Origin of the sequence: Pantoea sp. EEL5 (genome assembly GCF_049892805.1) — a bacterium.
GTDB lineage: Bacteria > Pseudomonadota > Gammaproteobacteria > Enterobacterales > Enterobacteriaceae > Pantoea > Pantoea ananatis.
Genome location: NZ_JBNDNJ010000006.1, coordinates 1 through 17,666 on the forward strand (window position 1 = coordinate 1; position 17,666 = coordinate 17,666).

14 protein-coding genes and 1 pseudogene are annotated in these 17,666 nt (G+C 53.4%); 6 read left to right on the forward strand and 9 right to left on the reverse strand.

Features of this window, described 5'->3' with window-relative positions; genetic code table 11:
* A pseudogene (locus tag ACPXSQ_RS18760) lies at nucleotides 1-278 on the reverse strand (hypothetical protein); the annotation flags it as partial.
* A gap of 33 nt (nucleotides 279-311) precedes the next feature.
* On the opposite strand from ACPXSQ_RS18760, the gene mdtD reads away from it, so the two are divergent.
* Entirely contained in the window at nucleotides 312-1,712 is a 1,401-nt protein-coding gene (gene mdtD, locus ACPXSQ_RS18765) for a multidrug transporter subunit MdtD (RefSeq protein WP_210454360.1), read from the forward strand.
* Here the strand turns inward: mdtD and rbsR are convergent.
* The 7 genes from rbsR to ACPXSQ_RS18800 all read right to left on the reverse strand — a co-directional run bounded on the left by rbsR (nucleotide 1,709) and on the right by ACPXSQ_RS18800 (nucleotide 8,086).
* Nucleotides 1,709-2,692, reverse strand: coding sequence for a ribose operon transcriptional repressor RbsR (gene rbsR, locus ACPXSQ_RS18770; RefSeq protein ID WP_014604728.1), 984 nt, complete (start codon nucleotides 2,690-2,692; stop codon nucleotides 1,709-1,711). The genes mdtD and rbsR overlap by 4 nt on opposite strands.
* A gap of 13 nt (nucleotides 2,693-2,705) precedes the next feature.
* Nucleotides 2,706-3,635: a ribokinase gene (rbsK, locus tag ACPXSQ_RS18775; protein WP_014594922.1), complete on the reverse strand. Its 930-nt coding sequence runs from the start codon at nucleotides 3,633-3,635 to the stop codon at nucleotides 2,706-2,708.
* Nucleotides 3,636-3,696: 61 nt separating this feature from the next.
* On the reverse strand, nucleotides 3,697-4,572 hold the full coding sequence (rbsB, locus tag ACPXSQ_RS18780) for a ribose ABC transporter substrate-binding protein RbsB (protein WP_026020887.1): 876 nt from the start codon (nucleotides 4,570-4,572) through the stop codon (nucleotides 3,697-3,699).
* Between the two features lie 26 nt (nucleotides 4,573-4,598).
* Complete coding sequence (gene rbsC / locus ACPXSQ_RS18785; RefSeq protein ID WP_013023916.1) at nucleotides 4,599-5,570, reverse strand: ribose ABC transporter permease; 972 nt, start codon at nucleotides 5,568-5,570, stop codon at nucleotides 4,599-4,601.
* Entirely contained in the window at nucleotides 5,567-7,075 is a 1,509-nt protein-coding gene (gene rbsA, locus ACPXSQ_RS18790) for a ribose ABC transporter ATP-binding protein RbsA (protein ID WP_426144235.1), read from the reverse strand. The genes rbsC and rbsA overlap by 4 nt, the downstream gene beginning before the upstream one ends.
* Before the next feature lie 7 nt (nucleotides 7,076-7,082).
* On the reverse strand, nucleotides 7,083-7,502 hold the full coding sequence (rbsD, locus tag ACPXSQ_RS18795) for a D-ribose pyranase (RefSeq protein ID WP_014594925.1): 420 nt from the start codon (nucleotides 7,500-7,502) through the stop codon (nucleotides 7,083-7,085).
* 182 nt (nucleotides 7,503-7,684) lie between these two features.
* On the reverse strand, nucleotides 7,685-8,086 hold the full coding sequence (locus ACPXSQ_RS18800) for a YgiW/YdeI family stress tolerance OB fold protein (RefSeq protein WP_019104646.1): 402 nt from the start codon (nucleotides 8,084-8,086) through the stop codon (nucleotides 7,685-7,687).
* A 160-nt stretch (nucleotides 8,087-8,246) separates the two neighbouring features.
* Here ACPXSQ_RS18800 and qseB point away from each other — a divergent pair, with 160 nt between their 5' ends.
* Complete coding sequence (gene qseB, locus ACPXSQ_RS18805; protein WP_014332976.1) at nucleotides 8,247-8,918, forward strand: quorum sensing response regulator transcription factor QseB; 672 nt, start codon at nucleotides 8,247-8,249, stop codon at nucleotides 8,916-8,918.
* Nucleotides 8,906-10,246: a quorum sensing histidine kinase QseC gene (qseC, locus tag ACPXSQ_RS18810; RefSeq protein ID WP_104932996.1), complete on the forward strand. Its 1,341-nt coding sequence runs from the start codon at nucleotides 8,906-8,908 to the stop codon at nucleotides 10,244-10,246. Before qseB ends, qseC begins: the two co-directional genes overlap by 13 nt.
* Before the next feature lie 31 nt (nucleotides 10,247-10,277).
* Here the strand turns inward: qseC and kup are convergent, their stop codons facing one another.
* Nucleotides 10,278-12,146 carry a low affinity potassium transporter Kup gene (kup, locus tag ACPXSQ_RS18815; protein ID WP_014332974.1) on the reverse strand — a complete coding sequence of 623 codons (1,869 nt, stop codon included), beginning with the start codon at nucleotides 12,144-12,146 and terminating at the stop codon, nucleotides 10,278-10,280.
* A gap of 270 nt (nucleotides 12,147-12,416) precedes the next feature.
* Here kup and ravA point away from each other — a divergent pair, with 270 nt between their 5' ends.
* The 3 genes from ravA (at nucleotide 12,417) to ovoA (ending at nucleotide 17,583) form a co-directional block, all read left to right on the forward strand.
* Entirely contained in the window at nucleotides 12,417-13,913 is a 1,497-nt protein-coding gene (ravA, locus tag ACPXSQ_RS18820; RefSeq protein WP_014332973.1) for an ATPase RavA, read from the forward strand.
* A complete protein-coding gene (gene viaA / locus ACPXSQ_RS18825) occupies nucleotides 13,910-15,370 on the forward strand; it encodes an ATPase RavA stimulator ViaA (protein ID WP_426144236.1) in 1,461 nt (486 codons plus the stop codon). The genes ravA and viaA overlap by 4 nt, the downstream gene beginning before the upstream one ends.
* Before the next feature lie 74 nt (nucleotides 15,371-15,444).
* Entirely contained in the window at nucleotides 15,445-17,583 is a 2,139-nt protein-coding gene (gene ovoA, locus ACPXSQ_RS18830) for a 5-histidylcysteine sulfoxide synthase (RefSeq protein ID WP_176698722.1), read from the forward strand.
* Nucleotides 17,584-17,666: the final 83 nt, after the last annotated feature.

The following is a 17,666-nucleotide window of genomic DNA, read 5'->3' on the forward strand; positions in this document are numbered from 1 at the left end:
GTCAACCTCTTTTTCAGAAGTTTTTCTCCGGCGGAAACTCCTGGGAGCCTCCTGCTGAACACCGCGTTACGTAAGCCGTTGTGCCGTGTCAGTGGAGGCGCATTATAGGGAGTTCTTTCTGAGTGACAAGCATTAATTATAAAAAAATGTCTGAGCGGTTTATTTTTAAACGAACGAGGTAAAAAGAACCACTTCCTGCCTAAACAACGCACGGAAATCACCACGTAGTCTTTGAAAGAGGCGTATTGTGCATTTCTGCCAATGCTATTCTTCTTCATTATCTTTGCTGAAAACATTACGAAGGACGCTCAATGATTAAATCCGCGCGCAGTATGGCCGGTCTGCCATGGATTGCCGCTATGGCATTCTTTATGCAGTCACTGGATGCCACGATATTGAACACAGCCCTGCCCGCGATCGCCACCAGTCTTGACCGTTCCCCGCTTGCCATGCAGTCCGCCGTCATCAGCTACACCTTAACCGTTGCCATGCTTATCCCCGTCAGCGGCTGGCTTGCAGATCGTTACGGCACACGCAAAATCTTCATGATTGCCGTTTCGCTCTTTACCCTTGGCTCGTTAGCCTGCGCCTTGTCGCCTTCTTTATCTGTTCTGGTTACCTCCCGTGTCATTCAGGGCGTTGGTGGTGCCATGATGATGCCGGTAGCGCGCCTGGCACTCTTGCGCGCCTATCCGCGCAGTGAACTCTTACCCATCCTTAACTTTGTGACGATGCCGGGGTTAGTGGGGCCAATCCTGGGGCCGCTGTTGGGCGGTGTAATGGTGACGTATGCCACCTGGCACTGGATATTCCTGATTAACATCCCTATTGGCATACTGGGCATATTCTATGCGCGTAAATATATGCCTGACTTTACTACCCCTAAACGCCGCTTCGACTTTCTGGGCTTTTTACTCTTCGGCATCGGGTTGGTGATGATCTCCACCGGGATAGAGCTGTTTGGTGAGCGTATCGTCTCGCCCTGGATTGCGGCCGGGGTATTGTGTGGCGGTGTTGTGTTATTGCTTCTTTATATTGCGCACGCCCGACGTCATCCCTCTCCCCTTATTAATCTGCCGATGTTTAAGACCCGCACCTTCTCGGTAGGTATTATTGGCAACATCGCCTCGCGGCTTGGTACAGGCTGTGTGCCGTTTTTGATGCCGCTGATGCTTCAGGTGGGTTTCGGTTACTCGGCTATTCTGGCGGGATGCATGATGGCACCCACGGCCGTAGGATCTATTCTGGCAAAACAAAGCGTGACGCAACTGCTGCGCTGGTTTGGTTATCGCCGCTTGCTGGTCAGCATTACGGTGATTATCGGGTTAATGATTGCCAGCTTTTCACTGCAGTCACCTTCTGAAAGCATCGCATTGTTATTGATACCGCTCTTTCTGCTGGGTATGGCGATGTCCACCCAGTTTACGGCGATGAATACCATTACGCTGGCTGATTTAGATGACGACAACGCCAGTGGCGGCAATAGCGTGCTAGCCGTGACACAACAACTGGCGATCAGTTTCGGTGTAGCGGTCAGCGCTGCTGTACTGCGTTTTTATCAGGAGTTTGATAGCACGACGGTAGAACAGTTCCATTCCACCTTCCTGACGATGGGCATCGTAACCGTGCTGTCGGCGCTAACATTTATGATGTTGCGCAATGGTGATGGACGTAACCTGATCAGCAATCGCGATAAAAAGAAAAAGGCTTAAACCGAGCCTCGCGGCACCAGCTCCGGCGTCAGTACCAGCGTTTGCTGGCTGACGTCGGGATTGCTCAGGCGGTGAATCAGCGTATCTATCGCCAGTTCGCCCAGTTCGTCTTTAGGTTGATGAATAGTACTCAGCGGCGGTGACATATAGCGAGCCAGTTCAATATCGTCATATCCCATCACCGCCATATCCTGTGGAATCTGCAGTCCGGCCTGATGCAATGCGTGATAAACGCCAACCGCCATCGCGTCATTGCTGGTAAAAACAGCATGCGGCGGCGTTTCCAGCGCCAGCAATTCAAACATTGCGTTGTAGCCGCCTGAAAACTCAAAGTCGCCACTGACAACATATTCTGGCGGAACATGCAGACCGCTTTTCTGCATCGCCTGGTAATAACCTTCCAGTCGCATGCGTGCAGGTGTTTTATCAAGCGGCCCAGAAATACAGGCAATACGCGAGTAGCCACTGTCAATTAGGTGCTGCGTGGCCAGCTCTCCCCCTAACAACGCGTTATCCTGAATAATATCGCCATGGCCTTCAAAAGGTGCCCAGTCCATCATCACCGTTGGGATAGAAGGATAACGATTAAGGATTTCGGCCGAAGGCAGATGACTCTCGGTACACATGATAAGCAAGCCATCAACGCGCTTTTGCAGCAGCGTTTCCAGGCTACGATTCATGCGCGCTTCGTCGCCAGCGGTATTACAAAGAATCAGACTGTATCCCCGCTCATAGCAACTGTCTTCCACCCCACGCACGACTTCTGCATAAAAAGGGTTGCTACTGGCAGTCAGCAGCATGCCGATGGTATTGGTTTGGTTAAGCTTGAGGCTACGCGCTAATGCCGACGGCGCGTAGTTGAGTTCGCGGATCGCCTGTTCAATTTTTTCACGCACGCCGTCACTGACAAAACGGTTCTTGTTGATGACGTGTGAAACCGTTGAAGTTGAGACACCCGCCAGTCGGGCGACATCTTTCATCGTAGCCAAGCGCTTAACCCTGCTGCTGTAAAAAGTCGTCGATTTCCGCACGCCACGGTACAGAAGGCTGCGCACCTGAACGGGTTACCGCAATTGCCGCGGCGGCATGGGCAAAACGAACGGCATCATGCATGGCCTTACCTTCAAGGCGCGCAGTGATAAACGCACCGTTAAAGGTATCGCCAGCAGCAATGGTGTCGACCGCGTTGACCTCAAAGCCGGCAATACGTTGTCCCTTCCCATTTTCACTGAGCCAGACGCCACGGCGTCCCAGGGTGATCAAAACGGTAGCAATACCTTTTTCATGCAATGCGGCGGCGGCACGTGCTGCATCATCATCATTATTTACCGCAATACCGGTCAGAATTTCAGCTTCAGTTTCATTCGGCGTAATGATGTCGATAAGCGCTAACAAATCATCAGACAGTTTCGTTGCCGGAGCAGGATTTAAAATCACGCGGGTCTGATGCTGTCTGGCCAACGTCGCCGCAGCCAAAACGCTGTCCAGGGGCGATTCCAACTGCATCAGTAAGGCATCCGCCTGGGCAATGACCTGCTGGTGACGTTCAACATACTGCGGCGTCAATGCCGCGTTGGCGCCGGAATAGATGCCAATGTTATTTTCGCCTTCGCCATTCACGAAAATCATCGCCACACCCGTAGATTCACCCTCGACGGCTTCTACTGGATGCGTATCAATATTGTCCTGCGCGAGCTGCTGGCAAATACGTTCGCCAATGTCATCAGCGCCAACACAGGCTATAAAAGCGATATTCGCACCCGCACGACCCGCGGCAACCGCCTGATTCGCGCCTTTACCGCCAAACGCAATCTGGTATTTCTGCCCGATCACCGTTTCGCCAGGGCGGGGAAAATGAGCCAGATTAAGAATGTGGTCAGCATTAATGCTACCAAGAACGGCCAGTTTTGCGTTTTTGCTCATTGGAGGAGTCCAAAATAAGTGCGCCACCGACGGGTGGCGCAATGCCCTGCTTTTCTTTGATTTATTTGGTAACCAGTTTCAGATCGACCGGATTGACCGCCTGCACTTTTTCACCTTTCAGCACTTTATCAGCAGTCTGAACGCCGATCATGCCAATTTTCTCTGGCATCTGAGCCACGGTTGCGGCCAGCTTGCCACCTTCAACGGCTTTCACGCCATCAGGTGTGCCATCGAAACCGACGACCATCACATCGGTTTTACCTGCAGTTTGCAGTGCACGCAGCGCGCCCAGTGCCATTTCGTCATTCTGTGCAAACACCGCCTGAACATCCGGGTGCGCCTGCAGCAGGTTCTGCATAACGTTCAAACCCTTGGTACGATCAAAGTCTGCCGGCTGGCTGGCCAGGATCTGGAATTTATGTGCGTCAGCAGCCTGTTTAAAACCTTCGCCACGTTCACGCGCAGCAGAGGTCCCTGCGATGCCTTCTAACTCGATCACTTTCGCGTTATCACCCAGTTTACGTGCGATGTAGTCACCCGCCATCTTGCCGCCAAAGCGGTTATCAGATGCAACGTGACTGACTACCGTACCCTGTGCAGCTACGCGGTCCAGGGTGATCACCGGGATCTTCGCCTGGTTAGCCATTTTGATGGCGTTGCCGACAGCGTCAGAATCGGTCGGGTTAATCAACAGCACTTTCGTCCCGCGCACGGTTAAGTCCTGAACGTTAGCCAGTTCTTTTGCCGGGTTGTTCTGTGAATCCAGCACGACCAGGTTGTAGCCCAGTTTATCGGCTTCTTTCTGTGCGCCGTCTTTCAGTGAAACGAAGAACGGGTTGTTCAGCGTAGAGATAACTAAGGCAATGGTATCTTTAGCCATTGCGCTGGCGCTGAGCGTTGCACCAAGGATCACAGCTAATGCAGTTAACTTTTTCATCATTTTATCCTGTATTAAGGTCTGAGTTATTTGCTGCTTTTATTGTCCACCAGCACCGCCAGCAGAATGACTACCGCTTTTACGATCATCTGGTAATACGACGATACACCCATCAGATTTAAACCATTGTTCAAAAAGCCAAGGATTAATGCGCCAATTAAGGTGCCAACAATCCGGCCCTTACCTCCGGCCAGGCTGGTACCGCCTAATACAACGGCGGCAATCGCATCCAGTTCATAGCCTGTTCCGGCTGTCGGCTGCGCGGACGAAAGACGGGCGACTTCGATAGAACCCGCCAGCGCCGCCAGCATGCCAGACAGCGAATAAACAATGACTTTGACCCGATTGACGTTGATACCGGAGAGACGTGTTGCGGCTTCATTCCCCCCCAGTGCATAGATGTAGCGGCCCAACCGCGTGTGGTGCAGCATGTACCAGGCCGCCACGAACACCAGCACCATCAGCCATACGGGTGTAGGAATCCCCAACGGACGACCAATACCAAACCAGCCGAACAGATCGGCATTGTCATTAAAGCCGGTATTCACAGGGCTGCCGTTGGTATAAACCATGGTGACACCGCGCAGTAACAGCATCATCACCAGCGTGGCGATAAAAGCCTGCACCTTACCGCGCGCGACAATGGTACCGGTCACCGCGCCAATGGCTGCGCCCAGCGCCAGCGAGGCCGCAACCGCAACAAAGGCATTCACCTCCATTCCCACCAGCGATGCCGCCACCGCACCTGTGAGCGCCAGTAGCGATCCCACAGAGAGATCGATACCTGACGTCAGAATAACCAGCGTCATGCCCACCGCCATAATGGCGTTGACCGATGTCTGCTGCAAAATGTTGAACAGGTTTGCCACGGTAAAGAAATTAGGGCTCTGGCTGGCGACCACGGCAATCAACACAATCAGCGCAATCAGCGACTTTTGCTCAAGCAGCCAGGCTTTGCTGAACCAGCGACGGTTAGACGGAACGGTTTGGGTGGTCATACAACTAAATCCTCACTGTGTTGCTTACCAACGGCTGCGGCCATCAGGCTTTCCTGGGTAGCGTCTTCACGGGTAAATTCGCCGCTTAAACGGCCTTCATGCATCACGACAATACGGTCACTCATGCCCAGAACTTCAGGCATTTCCGACGACACCAAAATAATGCTCAGCCCTTCTGCCTTAAACTGGTTAATGAGCTGATAGATCTCTTTTTTTGCCCCCACGTCAACACCGCGCGTCGGTTCATCGAGAATCAACACGTTGGGGCGCGTCATTAATCCGCGGGCAATCGCGACTTTCTGTTGATTACCGCCGGATAGCAGGCCAATCGGCTGCTCCATTGACGGGGTTTTAACGTTAAACAGACGGATAAAATCGCTGACGGCGAGCTGCTCTTCAGCGTGCCTGAGCCTGCCGCCCAGGTGACTGAAGTAGCGCAGTGCGGTCAGAGACATGTTCTCTTTGACTGACATGCCCAGCACCAGGCCATCGCGCTTACGGTCCTCCGATATATACACGATGCCATTGGCAAGGCCATCCTGCGGTGAGCGGGTCACCACTTCACGTCCACTCAGCCAGATCTGCCCGGCGCTGCGGGGCGCAGCACCGTAGAGGATTTTCATCAGTTCGGTGCGCCCAGCGCCCATCAGGCCAGACACGCCAAGAATTTCACCTTTGCGCAGGGTAAACGAGACGTTATCGACGCCAGGCCCGCTGAGGTTTTCGACTTTAAGGCGCACGTCGCCAGGCGCCTCGTCCAGATGGGGATACTGATCTTCCAGCTTACGGCCCACCATCATCTCAATGAGGCTTTCTTCGCTCAGATCGCTGACGGCACGCTCAGCAATAAACTGACCATCACGGAACACCGTGACATCATCGCAAATCTCAAAAATCTCTTTCATGCGATGGGAGATATAGACGATGCCGCATCCCTGTGCTTTCAGCTCGTTGATAACGCGGAATAACGACAGGGTTTCGGTATCGGTCAGCGCGTCGGTCGGCTCATCCATAATGATGACTTTCGACTCAAAGCTCAGCACTTTAGCGATCTCGACCATTTGCTGATCGCCGATGGATAAATCGCCCACCAGTTTGTGGCTGTTAAAACGTAAATTCAGGCGCTTTAGCAGCGCGTCAGCTTCGGCATACATCCGTTTCCAGTTGATGCAGCCCAGGCCATTAACGAATTCGCGGCCAAGAAAAATGTTTTCCGCGACGGTTAACTGGGGGATCAGGTTAAGTTCCTGATGGATAATACCAATGCCCGCTTCCTGAGAAGCCTTGGGTCCGCTAAACGTCGTTTCTTCACCCAGCCACAACAGTGAACCGCCATCACGACTGTAAATGCCGGTAAGCACTTTCATCATGGTCGATTTGCCCGCGCCGTTTTCCCCCACCAGCGCCATGACGCGTCCCGGCCAGACTGACAACGATGCGCCATTCAGTGCTTTGACGCCCGGAAATGATTTTTCGATGCCTTTAAGCTGCAGTAACGGTTGCATAATGGCCTCAGAAGGTCACACCTGCGCTCAGGATGACATTCGCAAACGGAGAACACTCTCCGCTGCGAATGACCGCCTGACTACGCTGTGTTTGTTGTTTGAACTGTTCGTGACTGATGTAGTGGATACTAATGGTATTTCCCTGGTGCTGTTGCAATGCGTCGAGCACGGCGATCAGTTCGCTATGGAGCTGCGGATTATGCTGCTTAATTTCTTCCGCGATAAAGGCGCTTTCCACCTGCATCTCATGCGTTACCGCTTCAACCACCTGCATAAATCCTGGCGTACCCGGTATCAGTGCCAGATCGATACGCTGCGTTTCTGCCGGAATCGGCAACCCCGCATCGGCGATCGTCAATGTATCCGTATGGCCCAGGCGGGCGATGACGTAAGAGAGTTCAGCGTTTAACAGGCGACCTTTTTTCATTTTTCCACTCCAGAGCGAAACGTTTCGCTTTCAGGAGTGTATTAAATGAAGGTTACAATTCAACCACTGAATAAGAAATTTGTGATCGCTATCGAAACGTTTCGCTGTTGCAGACCAGAATTTGAGTTAGGGGGCAATCAGAAGGGAAAAATGGACCGCCTGGGCGGTCCATTGGGGCAGAATCAGGGCAACTTTTTGACCTGTTTGACGTCCAGCTCGATGCTGTTGAAATCTTTGTCCAGTTCCCCGGTCAGTTCAACACGGTCTTTGGGTGAAACGGTCAGCCCATTCCAGCGCTTATGATCGATTTCTACTTTCATCGTGCCGGTCTGATCACGGAACACGTAGTCTTCGTCACCAATCTGCTTTTCAAGCTGGCCACGAACGGTAATCCAGCTGTCATCTTTCATCTCTTCAGCCTGTTTCACCGTTACAACACTGCTTTGATCGGTTTTGAAACCGCCCTGCTGCTGATGTGCGGCCGGCGCTGGCGCATTTGGATCAACAAATCCGCCTTGTTGTGCAGCAAAGACCGGCGCGGAAGCCAGCATGGTTACGGCTAATAGTGCAGCATACTTTTTCATTTTGTCACCTCTTGTCCATGAAGCAGTTAGGGTAGTGACTGTAGTAAAACATAGAGTTCTTAACAGGATCTTAAGGCAAAAATAAACGCAGTTTTTAGCCAAACTCACTGTACAACCCCCATTCGCCTTCGTATAAATCGCTTACTAAAAGGGAGAAGCGATGCGAATTTTACTGATTGAAGACGACCGCCTGATTGGAGACGGCATTAAAGCGGGACTCAGTAAGCTGGGATTCAGCGTTGACTGGTTTGTCTCTGGCGAGGCCGGTTTTCAGGCATTAACGGCGGCGCCGTGGGATGCGGTCGTACTCGATTTATCACTGCCTGAGCGTGACGGGCTGGACATATTGCGTCAATGGCGTCAGCAGGGGCACGATGTCCCGGTTCTTATCCTTACCGCCCGCGATGCGCTTGATCAACGCGTTGAAGGATTACAGATGGGGGCTGACGATTACCTGTGCAAACCCTTTGCCCTTACAGAAGTTGCCGCACGCTTACAGGCACTGATTCGCCGCCGCCACGGGCAACTCCAGCCCGAACTGCGTCATGGCGATGTAGTGTTGATTCCCGGTAATCTCAGCGTGGAAAGAAACGGCGAAAATATCGCGTTAAAAAGCCGTGAGCTGGCCCTGCTTGAGCTGTTTATGCGAAATCCGGATCGGGTACTGACGCGAAGCCAGCTCGAAGAAAAGCTCTATACCTGGGATACCGAAGTGTCGAGCAATGCGGTAGAAGTGCATATCCATCATCTGCGTAAAAAACTCGGTAACCGCTTTATCCGCACCATCCACGGCGTGGGCTATACGCTGGGGGAAAGCGAATGCGATCGATGAGTTTGTTTTTACGCCTTGGCATTGGTCTGGTGCTGATACTGGGCATTTGTTGGGGAGCGGCCACGCTCAGCGCCTGGTATAAAACACGTGACACCGTTAACGAGCTGTTTGATACGCAACAGATGCTGCTTGCTAAGCGCCTGCTGACCCTGGACTTCACGACGCTGAACGGCACGTCGCTGCCAAAAACGAAAAAGTTGCTGGATCACAATCGTGGCGAACAGGACGATGACGCGCTGGCTTTCGCGGTATTTGACCGGGAGGGAAAACAGGTCCTCAACGACGGTGATAATGGCAAAGATCTGCCCTTTAATGCGGATCATCAAGGTTTCCAGGATGGCCAGCTTAACGGGGATGACGATCTCTGGCGTTTTGTCTGGCTGACTACGCCCGATCAACGTTACCGCGTCGTGGTGGGTCAGGAATGGGAATACCGTGACGATATGGCAAAAGATCTGGTCGATGCCAGCATGTTGCCCTGGCTGATCTCATTACCTTTTATGTTGCTGATGTTAACGGGCCTGGTGTGGTATGAACTTCATCCGCTGAAGAAACTCAGCCACCAGCTTGCCGGGCGGGCACCTGACGATGATGCGCCCTTGCAGGCCGATCGCGTTCCCAAAGAGGTACGACCGTTAATTGACGCCCTGAACGGCCTGTTCAGCCGTATTCATACCATGATGCAGCGGGAACGCCGTTTTACCTCGGATGCCGCACACGAATTACGCAGCCCGCTCGCCGCACTGCGAGTGCAAAGCGAGGTCATTCAACTGGCCGCCGATGACGAGGCGATGCGCACTCACGCGCTGCAACAGCTGGATGCGGGTATTACCCGCGCCACTCGTCTGGTTGATCAGCTGCTTACCCTTTCCCGCATTGAAGCCGAGGATGTTCGCAATACGTTCCAGCCCGTCATGTTAAAAAAGGTGGCACAGGACACGCTGGCTTCACAGCTGCCACTGGCAGATAAGGCTGACATTACGTTGCGCCTTAACGCTGAAGCCGATCCGGTTATTTCGGGACACGCGTTGCTGCTGTCACTGCTGATCAGAAATCTGTTGGATAACGCTATCCGCTATACACCGCCGGGCAGCCGCGTTGACATCGTGCTCAGCCCGAATACGTTGCGGGTGGAGGATAACGGAAACAGTTTATCGGCAGCGGAGTTGCAGCGTTTAGGCGAACGTTTCTGGCGTCCGCCGGGGCAGGAGAAAAGCGGCAGTGGGCTGGGTTTATCGATCGTACGCAATATTGCCCAGTTGCACGGTATGTCGCTGCACTTCAGTCAACATCCCGGCGGCGGATTGTGCGTCACGCTGCACTGGTGAAACGCTGTGCCTGACAGGCAGGCACAGCCGTTTAAATCTCGACCTGCGTTCCCAGCTCGATAACCCGATTCGGCGGGATCTCAAACTGATCGGGCGCACGCAGCGCATTGCGTTGTAACGTCATAAACAGCTTGCCGCGCAGACGCAAATACCAGGGGCGTTTTCCAATGATCAGCGACTCATGGGACATAAAGAAAGAGGTCTCCATCATGCGGCAGTTAAGTCCTTCCAGGCCACAGCGGTGGAAAATCTCTTCAACGTTCGGCGTTTCACGCCAGCCGTAACTGGCTACCACGCGCCAGAAGGTGGGCGACAACTGCTCAATGGTGACGCGCCTGACGTTGTGTACGTATGGCGCATCTTCGGTACGCAGCGTTAACAGCACGACGCGCTCATGCAGCACCTTGTTATGCTTAAGGTTATGCAACATGGCAAAAGGAATCACGTTCAGCGCGCGAGACATGTAAACCGCAGTGCCGGGTACGCGAACAGGCGGTGACTTTTCCAGAGAAGCAATCATTGCTTCCAGGGAATTGCCGTGCTCATGCATGCGGCGCAGCAACCGAAAGCGTTCACTCTTCCAGGTTGTCATCACAATAAACATCATCAGCGCCAGCGTCAGGGGCAGCCAGCCGCCGGAGAAAATTTTAATCAGGTTGGCCGAGAACAGCGACACATCAATGCACAGCATCGCCACTAAAATCAGCCCCACCAGATAACGATTCCAGTGCCAGTTCAGTATCGCAACGGTCGCACACAGAATGGATGTCAGCACCATGGTGCCCGTGACCGCAATCCCGTAAGCCGCAGCCAGGTTACTCGAATGCTCAAAGCCGATGATGACAATCACGACAGAGAAATAAAGCAGCCAGTTAATCACGGGGATGTAGATCTGCCCCGACTCTTTTTCCGATGTATGGACGATGCGCATTGGCGGCAAATAACCCAGACGTACCGCCTGTCGGGTTAATGAGAAGACCCCGGAAATCACCGCCTGTGAAGCAATAACGGTGGCTAAGGTCGCCAGAATCAGCATGGGGATCAGCGCCCAGTCGGGGGCCAACAGGAAGAACGGGTTTTTAATCGCTTCCGGCTGCTTCAGTAACAGCGCGCCCTGACCAAAGTAGTTGAGCACCAGCGAAGGCAGCACCACCACAAACCATGCCAGCCGGATAGGGAATTTACCAAAGTGCCCCATGTCCGCATACAGCGCTTCGACGCCTGTGATTGCGAGCACCACCGCGCCGAGCGCAAAGAAGGAGACAGACTTGTATTCGACAAAAAAGTGCAGCGCCCAGTAAGGATTGAGCGCCTGCAATACTTCGGGATTATTGAGAATGCTGCGCGCACCCAACACGGCCAGGACAATAAACCACAACAGCATGACGGGCGCGAAGAGTTTACCCACGATGCCGGTCCCGTGTTTTTGAATGACAAACAACAGTGTCAGGACGGCGATGGCCATGGGCACGATGTAGCTATCGAGACTTGGCGCCGCAATTTCCAGACCTTCAATCGCCGACAGGACAGAAACCGCCGGGGTGATCACCACCTCGCCGTAGAAAAAACTGCCGCCAATCAGCCCCATAATCACCAGAATTGCGGTGGCTCGCCCGCCCGTATGTCGCCCCGCCAGGGACATCAGCGTCAAGATGCCGCCTTCTCCGGCATTGTCTGCGCGCATGACGTAGCTGATATATTTCAGCGATACCACCAGCACCAGCAGCCAGAAAATCAGCGAAAGAAAGCCAAAGACCGCATCCCGCTCCACGCCAAAGCCAAACTGCCCCGAAAGACATTCGCGTAAGGTATAAAGCGGGCTGGTGCCGATATCCCCGTAGACGACACCAATGGCAGCCAGCGTTAATCCGCCTAGTGAGTGCTTATTATCCGAGCTCATAAAATTATCTTTTGTTGGAGTCTGAGAGGCGCACAAGCCATCAAAAAGCGCACAGTATGCACGTATTCACAAAAATTCCTACACCGCCGTCCGGGTAACCGATGGTCATTCACTGTTTTTTGGTGCTGCATTAACATTTAAAGTCGCGCTGTCGAACCTTCTGAAACAAAAAAGCTGACATCGATTAACGCTTTCGCGCATCATACCCTATAGAGTATTGCGTTCGCTAAAACGCGGCGGCTCGACGATCGTAAGGACATTGATGTGATTATGGCTCAACCCCATCTTTTGGCAGAAAGAATTTCTCGTCTCAGCAATGCGTTAGAAAAAGGTTTGTATGAGCGACATCATGCCATTCGCCTTTGCCTGCTCGCCGCACTCAGCGGCGAAAGCGTATTTTTGCTGGGTCCGCCAGGCATAGCAAAAAGCCTGATTGCCCGTCGCCTGAAATGCGCCTTCCAGCATGCCCGCGCTTTCGAATATCTGATGACCCGCTTTTCTACTCCGGAAGAAGTCTTTGGTCCGCTGTCTATTCAGGCTTTAAAAGATGAAGGACGCTATCAGCGGCTGACCAAAGGCTATCTCCCCGATGCCGAAATCGTTTTTCTGGATGAGATCTGGAAAGCCGGCCCGGCAATCCTTAACACGCTGCTTACCGCCATCAACGAACGCCGTTTCCGAAATGGCGATAGCGAAGAAAAAATTCCGATGCGCCTGCTGGTCACGGCCTCCAATGAGTTGCCGGAAGCCGATAGCGGGCTCGAAGCCCTGTATGACCGCATGTTAATTCGCCTGTGGCTGGATAACGTGCATGAAAAGCAGAACTTCCGCAGCATGCTGACCCATCATCAGGATGAAAATGACAACCCGGTCGCCGAATCGCTGCGCATCAGCGACGAAGAGTATGTGCGATGGCAGCAAGGCATCAGCCAGGTCACCCTGCCCGATAACGTGTTTGAACTGATCTATCAGTTACGCCAGCAGCTGGAAAAGCTACCCGAGGCGCCTTACATCTCCGATCGCCGCTGGAAAAAGGCCATACATCTGTTGCAGGCCAGCGCCTTTTACAGTGGGCGAAACACCATTGCGCCACTGGATCTGATCTTATTGAAAGACTGTTTGTGGCATGACGTTGCATCCATGCAGCTTCTGGATCGTGAAATCGATCAGCTCATGACTCAACATGCCTGGCAACAGCAGGCGATGTTGCTCAGGTTGCAGCAACTGAAAGCCCGACGTCTGGCCCTGCAACAGCAGCAAAGCGTGGCTGCCGCCATTACGCTTGAGAAGCACAGCGGCATGTTCAGTCGTAAACCGCATTACGACATGCCCGAAAGCCTTACCGACGCGCAGTTAACGCTGATGCTGCAAAAGCCGCTCACGCTGCATGATATGCAGGTCACGCATCTGGTTATTGAGCGTGAAGCACTGAACCACTGGTTACAGAAAGGCGGCGATATTCGCGGCAAATTAAACGGTATTGGATTTGCTCAAACGGTGGATATGCTGGTGGATGCGCAGCATTGCCTGGCGGTTCGCGATGTCAGCTTACAAACGGCAAGACTGACACTGCCCGGCAGCAGCAGCAGTGAGGCGTTGCCGGAAGAAATCAGTGAAGCGCTGGATGAACTCGACAACCAGCTGCGTCAACAACGCCACCTGTTCAGTCAGCAACAGCGTTGCCTGTTTATCAGTGATGACTGGCTGGCTCGCGTCGAAACCAGCCTGCAGGACGTTGCGGAACAACTTAAACAGGCGCGTAAATGATCTCACTGGAGACGCTGAGTACCCTGCTGTCAATCGGCGAGACCGAGCTGATTGAAGAGTTAATTCTGGCACTCCTCGCGTCTCCACAACTGGCCCTGTTCTTTGAAAAATTTCCCGGCATGAAAAAGGCGCTGTTACGGGATGTTCCTCGCTGGAAGGCAGAAATTGATGCCGAACTCAAAGCCACGCCGGTCCCGGAAGCACTGGCGGAAGAGTTTCAGTTATTCCAGCGTATTCAGTTACTCAGCGATCGTGAATTCAGCCAGCAGCTTGATGAAACCCTTTCTCACCTTGAACGCCTGACATCCCCCTTCCAGGAAGAAGCAAAACGACTGCTTCTTCATAACGATCCCGGCCATCTCAGCACTGCCCAGCATACGCTGTTCCTGCAACGCTGGCGGCTCAGCCTTACGCTGCAAACGTTAACGCTTAATGAGCAACTTCTTGAGCAGCAGCGCGAACGTCTGATGGCGGAGTTACAGCAACGTATGGCCCTGAGTGGGCAACTGGCACCTGTGCTGGCAGACGATGACGAAGCGGCAGCCGGACGGTTATGGGATATGGGCAAAGCGCCGCTTCAGCATGGCGATTACCAGTTGATGCTGCAATACGGCGAGTTCCTTGCACAGCAGCCCGAATTAATGAAGCTGGCCCAGCAACTGGGGCGGAGTCGTGAGGCAAAATCGGTTCCCTCCCAGGATACGCCGATGGAAGCCTTTCATCATCTGGTGCGCGAACCGGATGCCGTACCGGAAGAAGTCAGCGGTATTCATCAAAGTGATGACGTATTACGTTTGCTGCCACCTGAACTGGCAGCATTGAGCGTCAGCGAGCTTGAACTTGAGTTTTACCGCAGGCTGGTAGAGAAGCGACTGCTTACTTACAAACTTCAGGGCGATGCCTGGCATGAAAAAATCACTCAACGTCCCGTCAGCCACCAGCAGCATGAAGAACAGACTCGTGGCCCGTTTATCGTTTGTGTCGATACCTCAGGGTCAATGGGAGGGTTCAATGAACGTTGTGCAAAAGCCTTTTGTCTGGCCCTTCTCAAAGTGGCACTGGCCGATCGCCGTCGCTGTTACATCATGTTATTCGCTCATGACGTAATTGGTTACGAATTAACGGGCGATGACGGGCTGGAGCAGGCCATCCGTTTTCTCAGCCAACGTTTTCGTGGCGGAACCGACCTCGCAGCCTGTCTTTCCGCGGTGGTCAAACGGATGGAAGGCCCGTTGTGGCAGGATGCCGATGCCGTCATCGTGTCAGACTTTATTGCGCAGCGCCTGCCGGAAGAGGTGGTACGCAGCGTTAAACATCGCCAGCAGCAACAGCAGCAGCACTTCCACGCCGTCGCCATGTCCACGCACGGTAAACCCGGCATAATGCGCATCTTCGATCATATCTGGCGTTTCGATACCGGCTTAAAAAGCCGCATTTTACGTCACTGGCGGCGCTAAGCGAGACAGCAGAAATTCCATTTTGCTTTATAGTAAATATCTGCAATTACTTATTCAGCAATCAGGAGTGTCCTGTGAACACCGTTCAACCCCATCGCGATTTACCTGCGCCAACCCGGACGCTGATGCTCTCTGGCCAAAATGTCGAACAAAAACGTGCCGAGCTGCTGGCTTACTTTAGTCAGACATGGGCGCTGTACGAAGATCTCTTTACCTGCCTCAACGATCAGCGCGCATGGTTTACGAAAGCGATTCCCCTGCGCCATCCGCTGATCTTCTACTTTGGCCACACCGCCACGTTCTACATTAACAAGTTAATGGCTGGACGTTATATCGATGACCGCATTGACGATCGCATCGAAGCCATGCTGGCTATTGGCGTGGACGAAATGAGCTGGGATGATCTCAACGACAACCACTACGACTGGCCTTCTGTAGAAGCCGTTCGCGACTATCGCGGTAGCGTAAAAGCCTTAGTGACACAATTTATTCAGGAGATGCCGCTTGAACTGCCCATCACATGGGACAGCCCGGCCTGGGTGATCCTGATGGGGATTGAGCATGAACGAATTCACCTGGAAACCTCCAGCGTGCTGCTCCGTCAGCTGCCGGTCGAATGGGTGAAACCTCAACCGCAGTGGCCAGCCTGCGCGGAAGCGCGCCGCGATCGTCAGTTGGTGCCCACCAACGCACTGGTCTCCCTGCCCGGTGGCCACATCACGCTTGGTAAAACCGATGATACCTATGGCTGGGACAACGAGTACGGTACTCAGCAGGTTGAGCTAAAGCCTTTCAAGGCCAGCAAAATGCTGGTCAGTAACGCAGAGTTTTATGAATTTGTGCAGGCTGGTGGCTATCAGGAATCCCGCTGGTGGGATGAAGAAGGCCTGGGCTGGCGCCAGTTTGCACAGGCAGAAATGCCCACCTTCTGGGTGGGTAACGCTGCGATGCCCGATCAGCTGAAACTCCGACTGATGTGTGAAGAGGTACCCATGCCGTGGGACTGGCCAGCTGAGGTCAATCAGTTGGAGGCCGCGGCCTTTTGTCGCTGGAAAGCGGAAGAAACCGGTAAGTCAGTCCAGCTACCCTGTGAGGCGGAATGGTATCAACTGCGCGAACAGGTCGAAGGCGATCAGCCAGACTGGCAGCAGGCGCCAGGCAATATTAATCTGGCTTACTGGGCCTCTTCCTGCCCGGTCGATCGGTTCCCGCAGGGTGAGTTCTACGACATCGTGGGTAACGTCTGGCAATGGACAACCACCCCAACCAATGGCTTTGAAGGCTTTAAAGTCCATCCGCTCTATGACGATTTCTCAACGCCCACCTTTGACGGTAAGCACTCACTTATAAAAGGTGGAAGCTGGATTTCCACCGGCAATGAGGCGATCAAATCATCGCGTTATGCCTTCCGCCGTCACTTTTTCCAGCATGCGGGTTTTCGCTATGTGATTTCTTCCCACCAGGAAACCATGGCCTTAAACCCCTATGAAACCGACAGCATGGTTTCTCAGTACCTCGATTTCCAGTATGGGCCTCGCTATTTCGGCGTCGATAACTATGCAGAAGCCCTGGTCAAACTGGCACTGTCGCACAGCCAGAATCGGGGAGAGGCGCTGGATATTGGCTGCGCCACGGGCCGGGCAAGCTTCGAACTGGCCCGCCACTTTGAGCATGTCACCGGCATGGATTATTCGGCCCGCTTTATTGATGTGGCGCTCCAGCTCACCACCGGCGAAGATTTCCGCTACGTGGTACCTGAAGAAGGCGATCTGGTGGAATACCGTCAGGTACGACTTAAGGACTTTGCTATCACCAGTGAGCAGGCGAAGCGCATTCAGTTTGTTCAGGGCGATGCCTGTAACATGAAACCTCAGCCAGCACGTTACGATCTGGTCCTGGCCTCGAACCTGATCGATCGCCTGCGTCAGCCGGCACGTTTTCTTCAGGACGTCACGCCCATGCTGCGTTCTGGTGGGATCTTAGTGCTGTCGTCACCTTACACGTGGCTTGAAGCCTTTACCCCGAAGGAAAACTGGCTGGGCGGCGTACGTGAAAATGGAGAAGCCCTGACCACCCTGCAGGCACTGCAACGGTTGCTGGCCGCCGACTTTGAGCAAATAGGTTCACCACAGGATATGCCATTCGTCATCCGTGAAACGGCGCGTAAATTCCAGCATACGCTCGCGCAGGTCACTCTGTGGCGTAAACGTTAAGGCAACCGGCAGCGGCTTATGCCGCTGCCGGTGTGTTGCCAGTTACGTTATTTTGCTGCACATTCTCCTCAGTTCATTGAAGA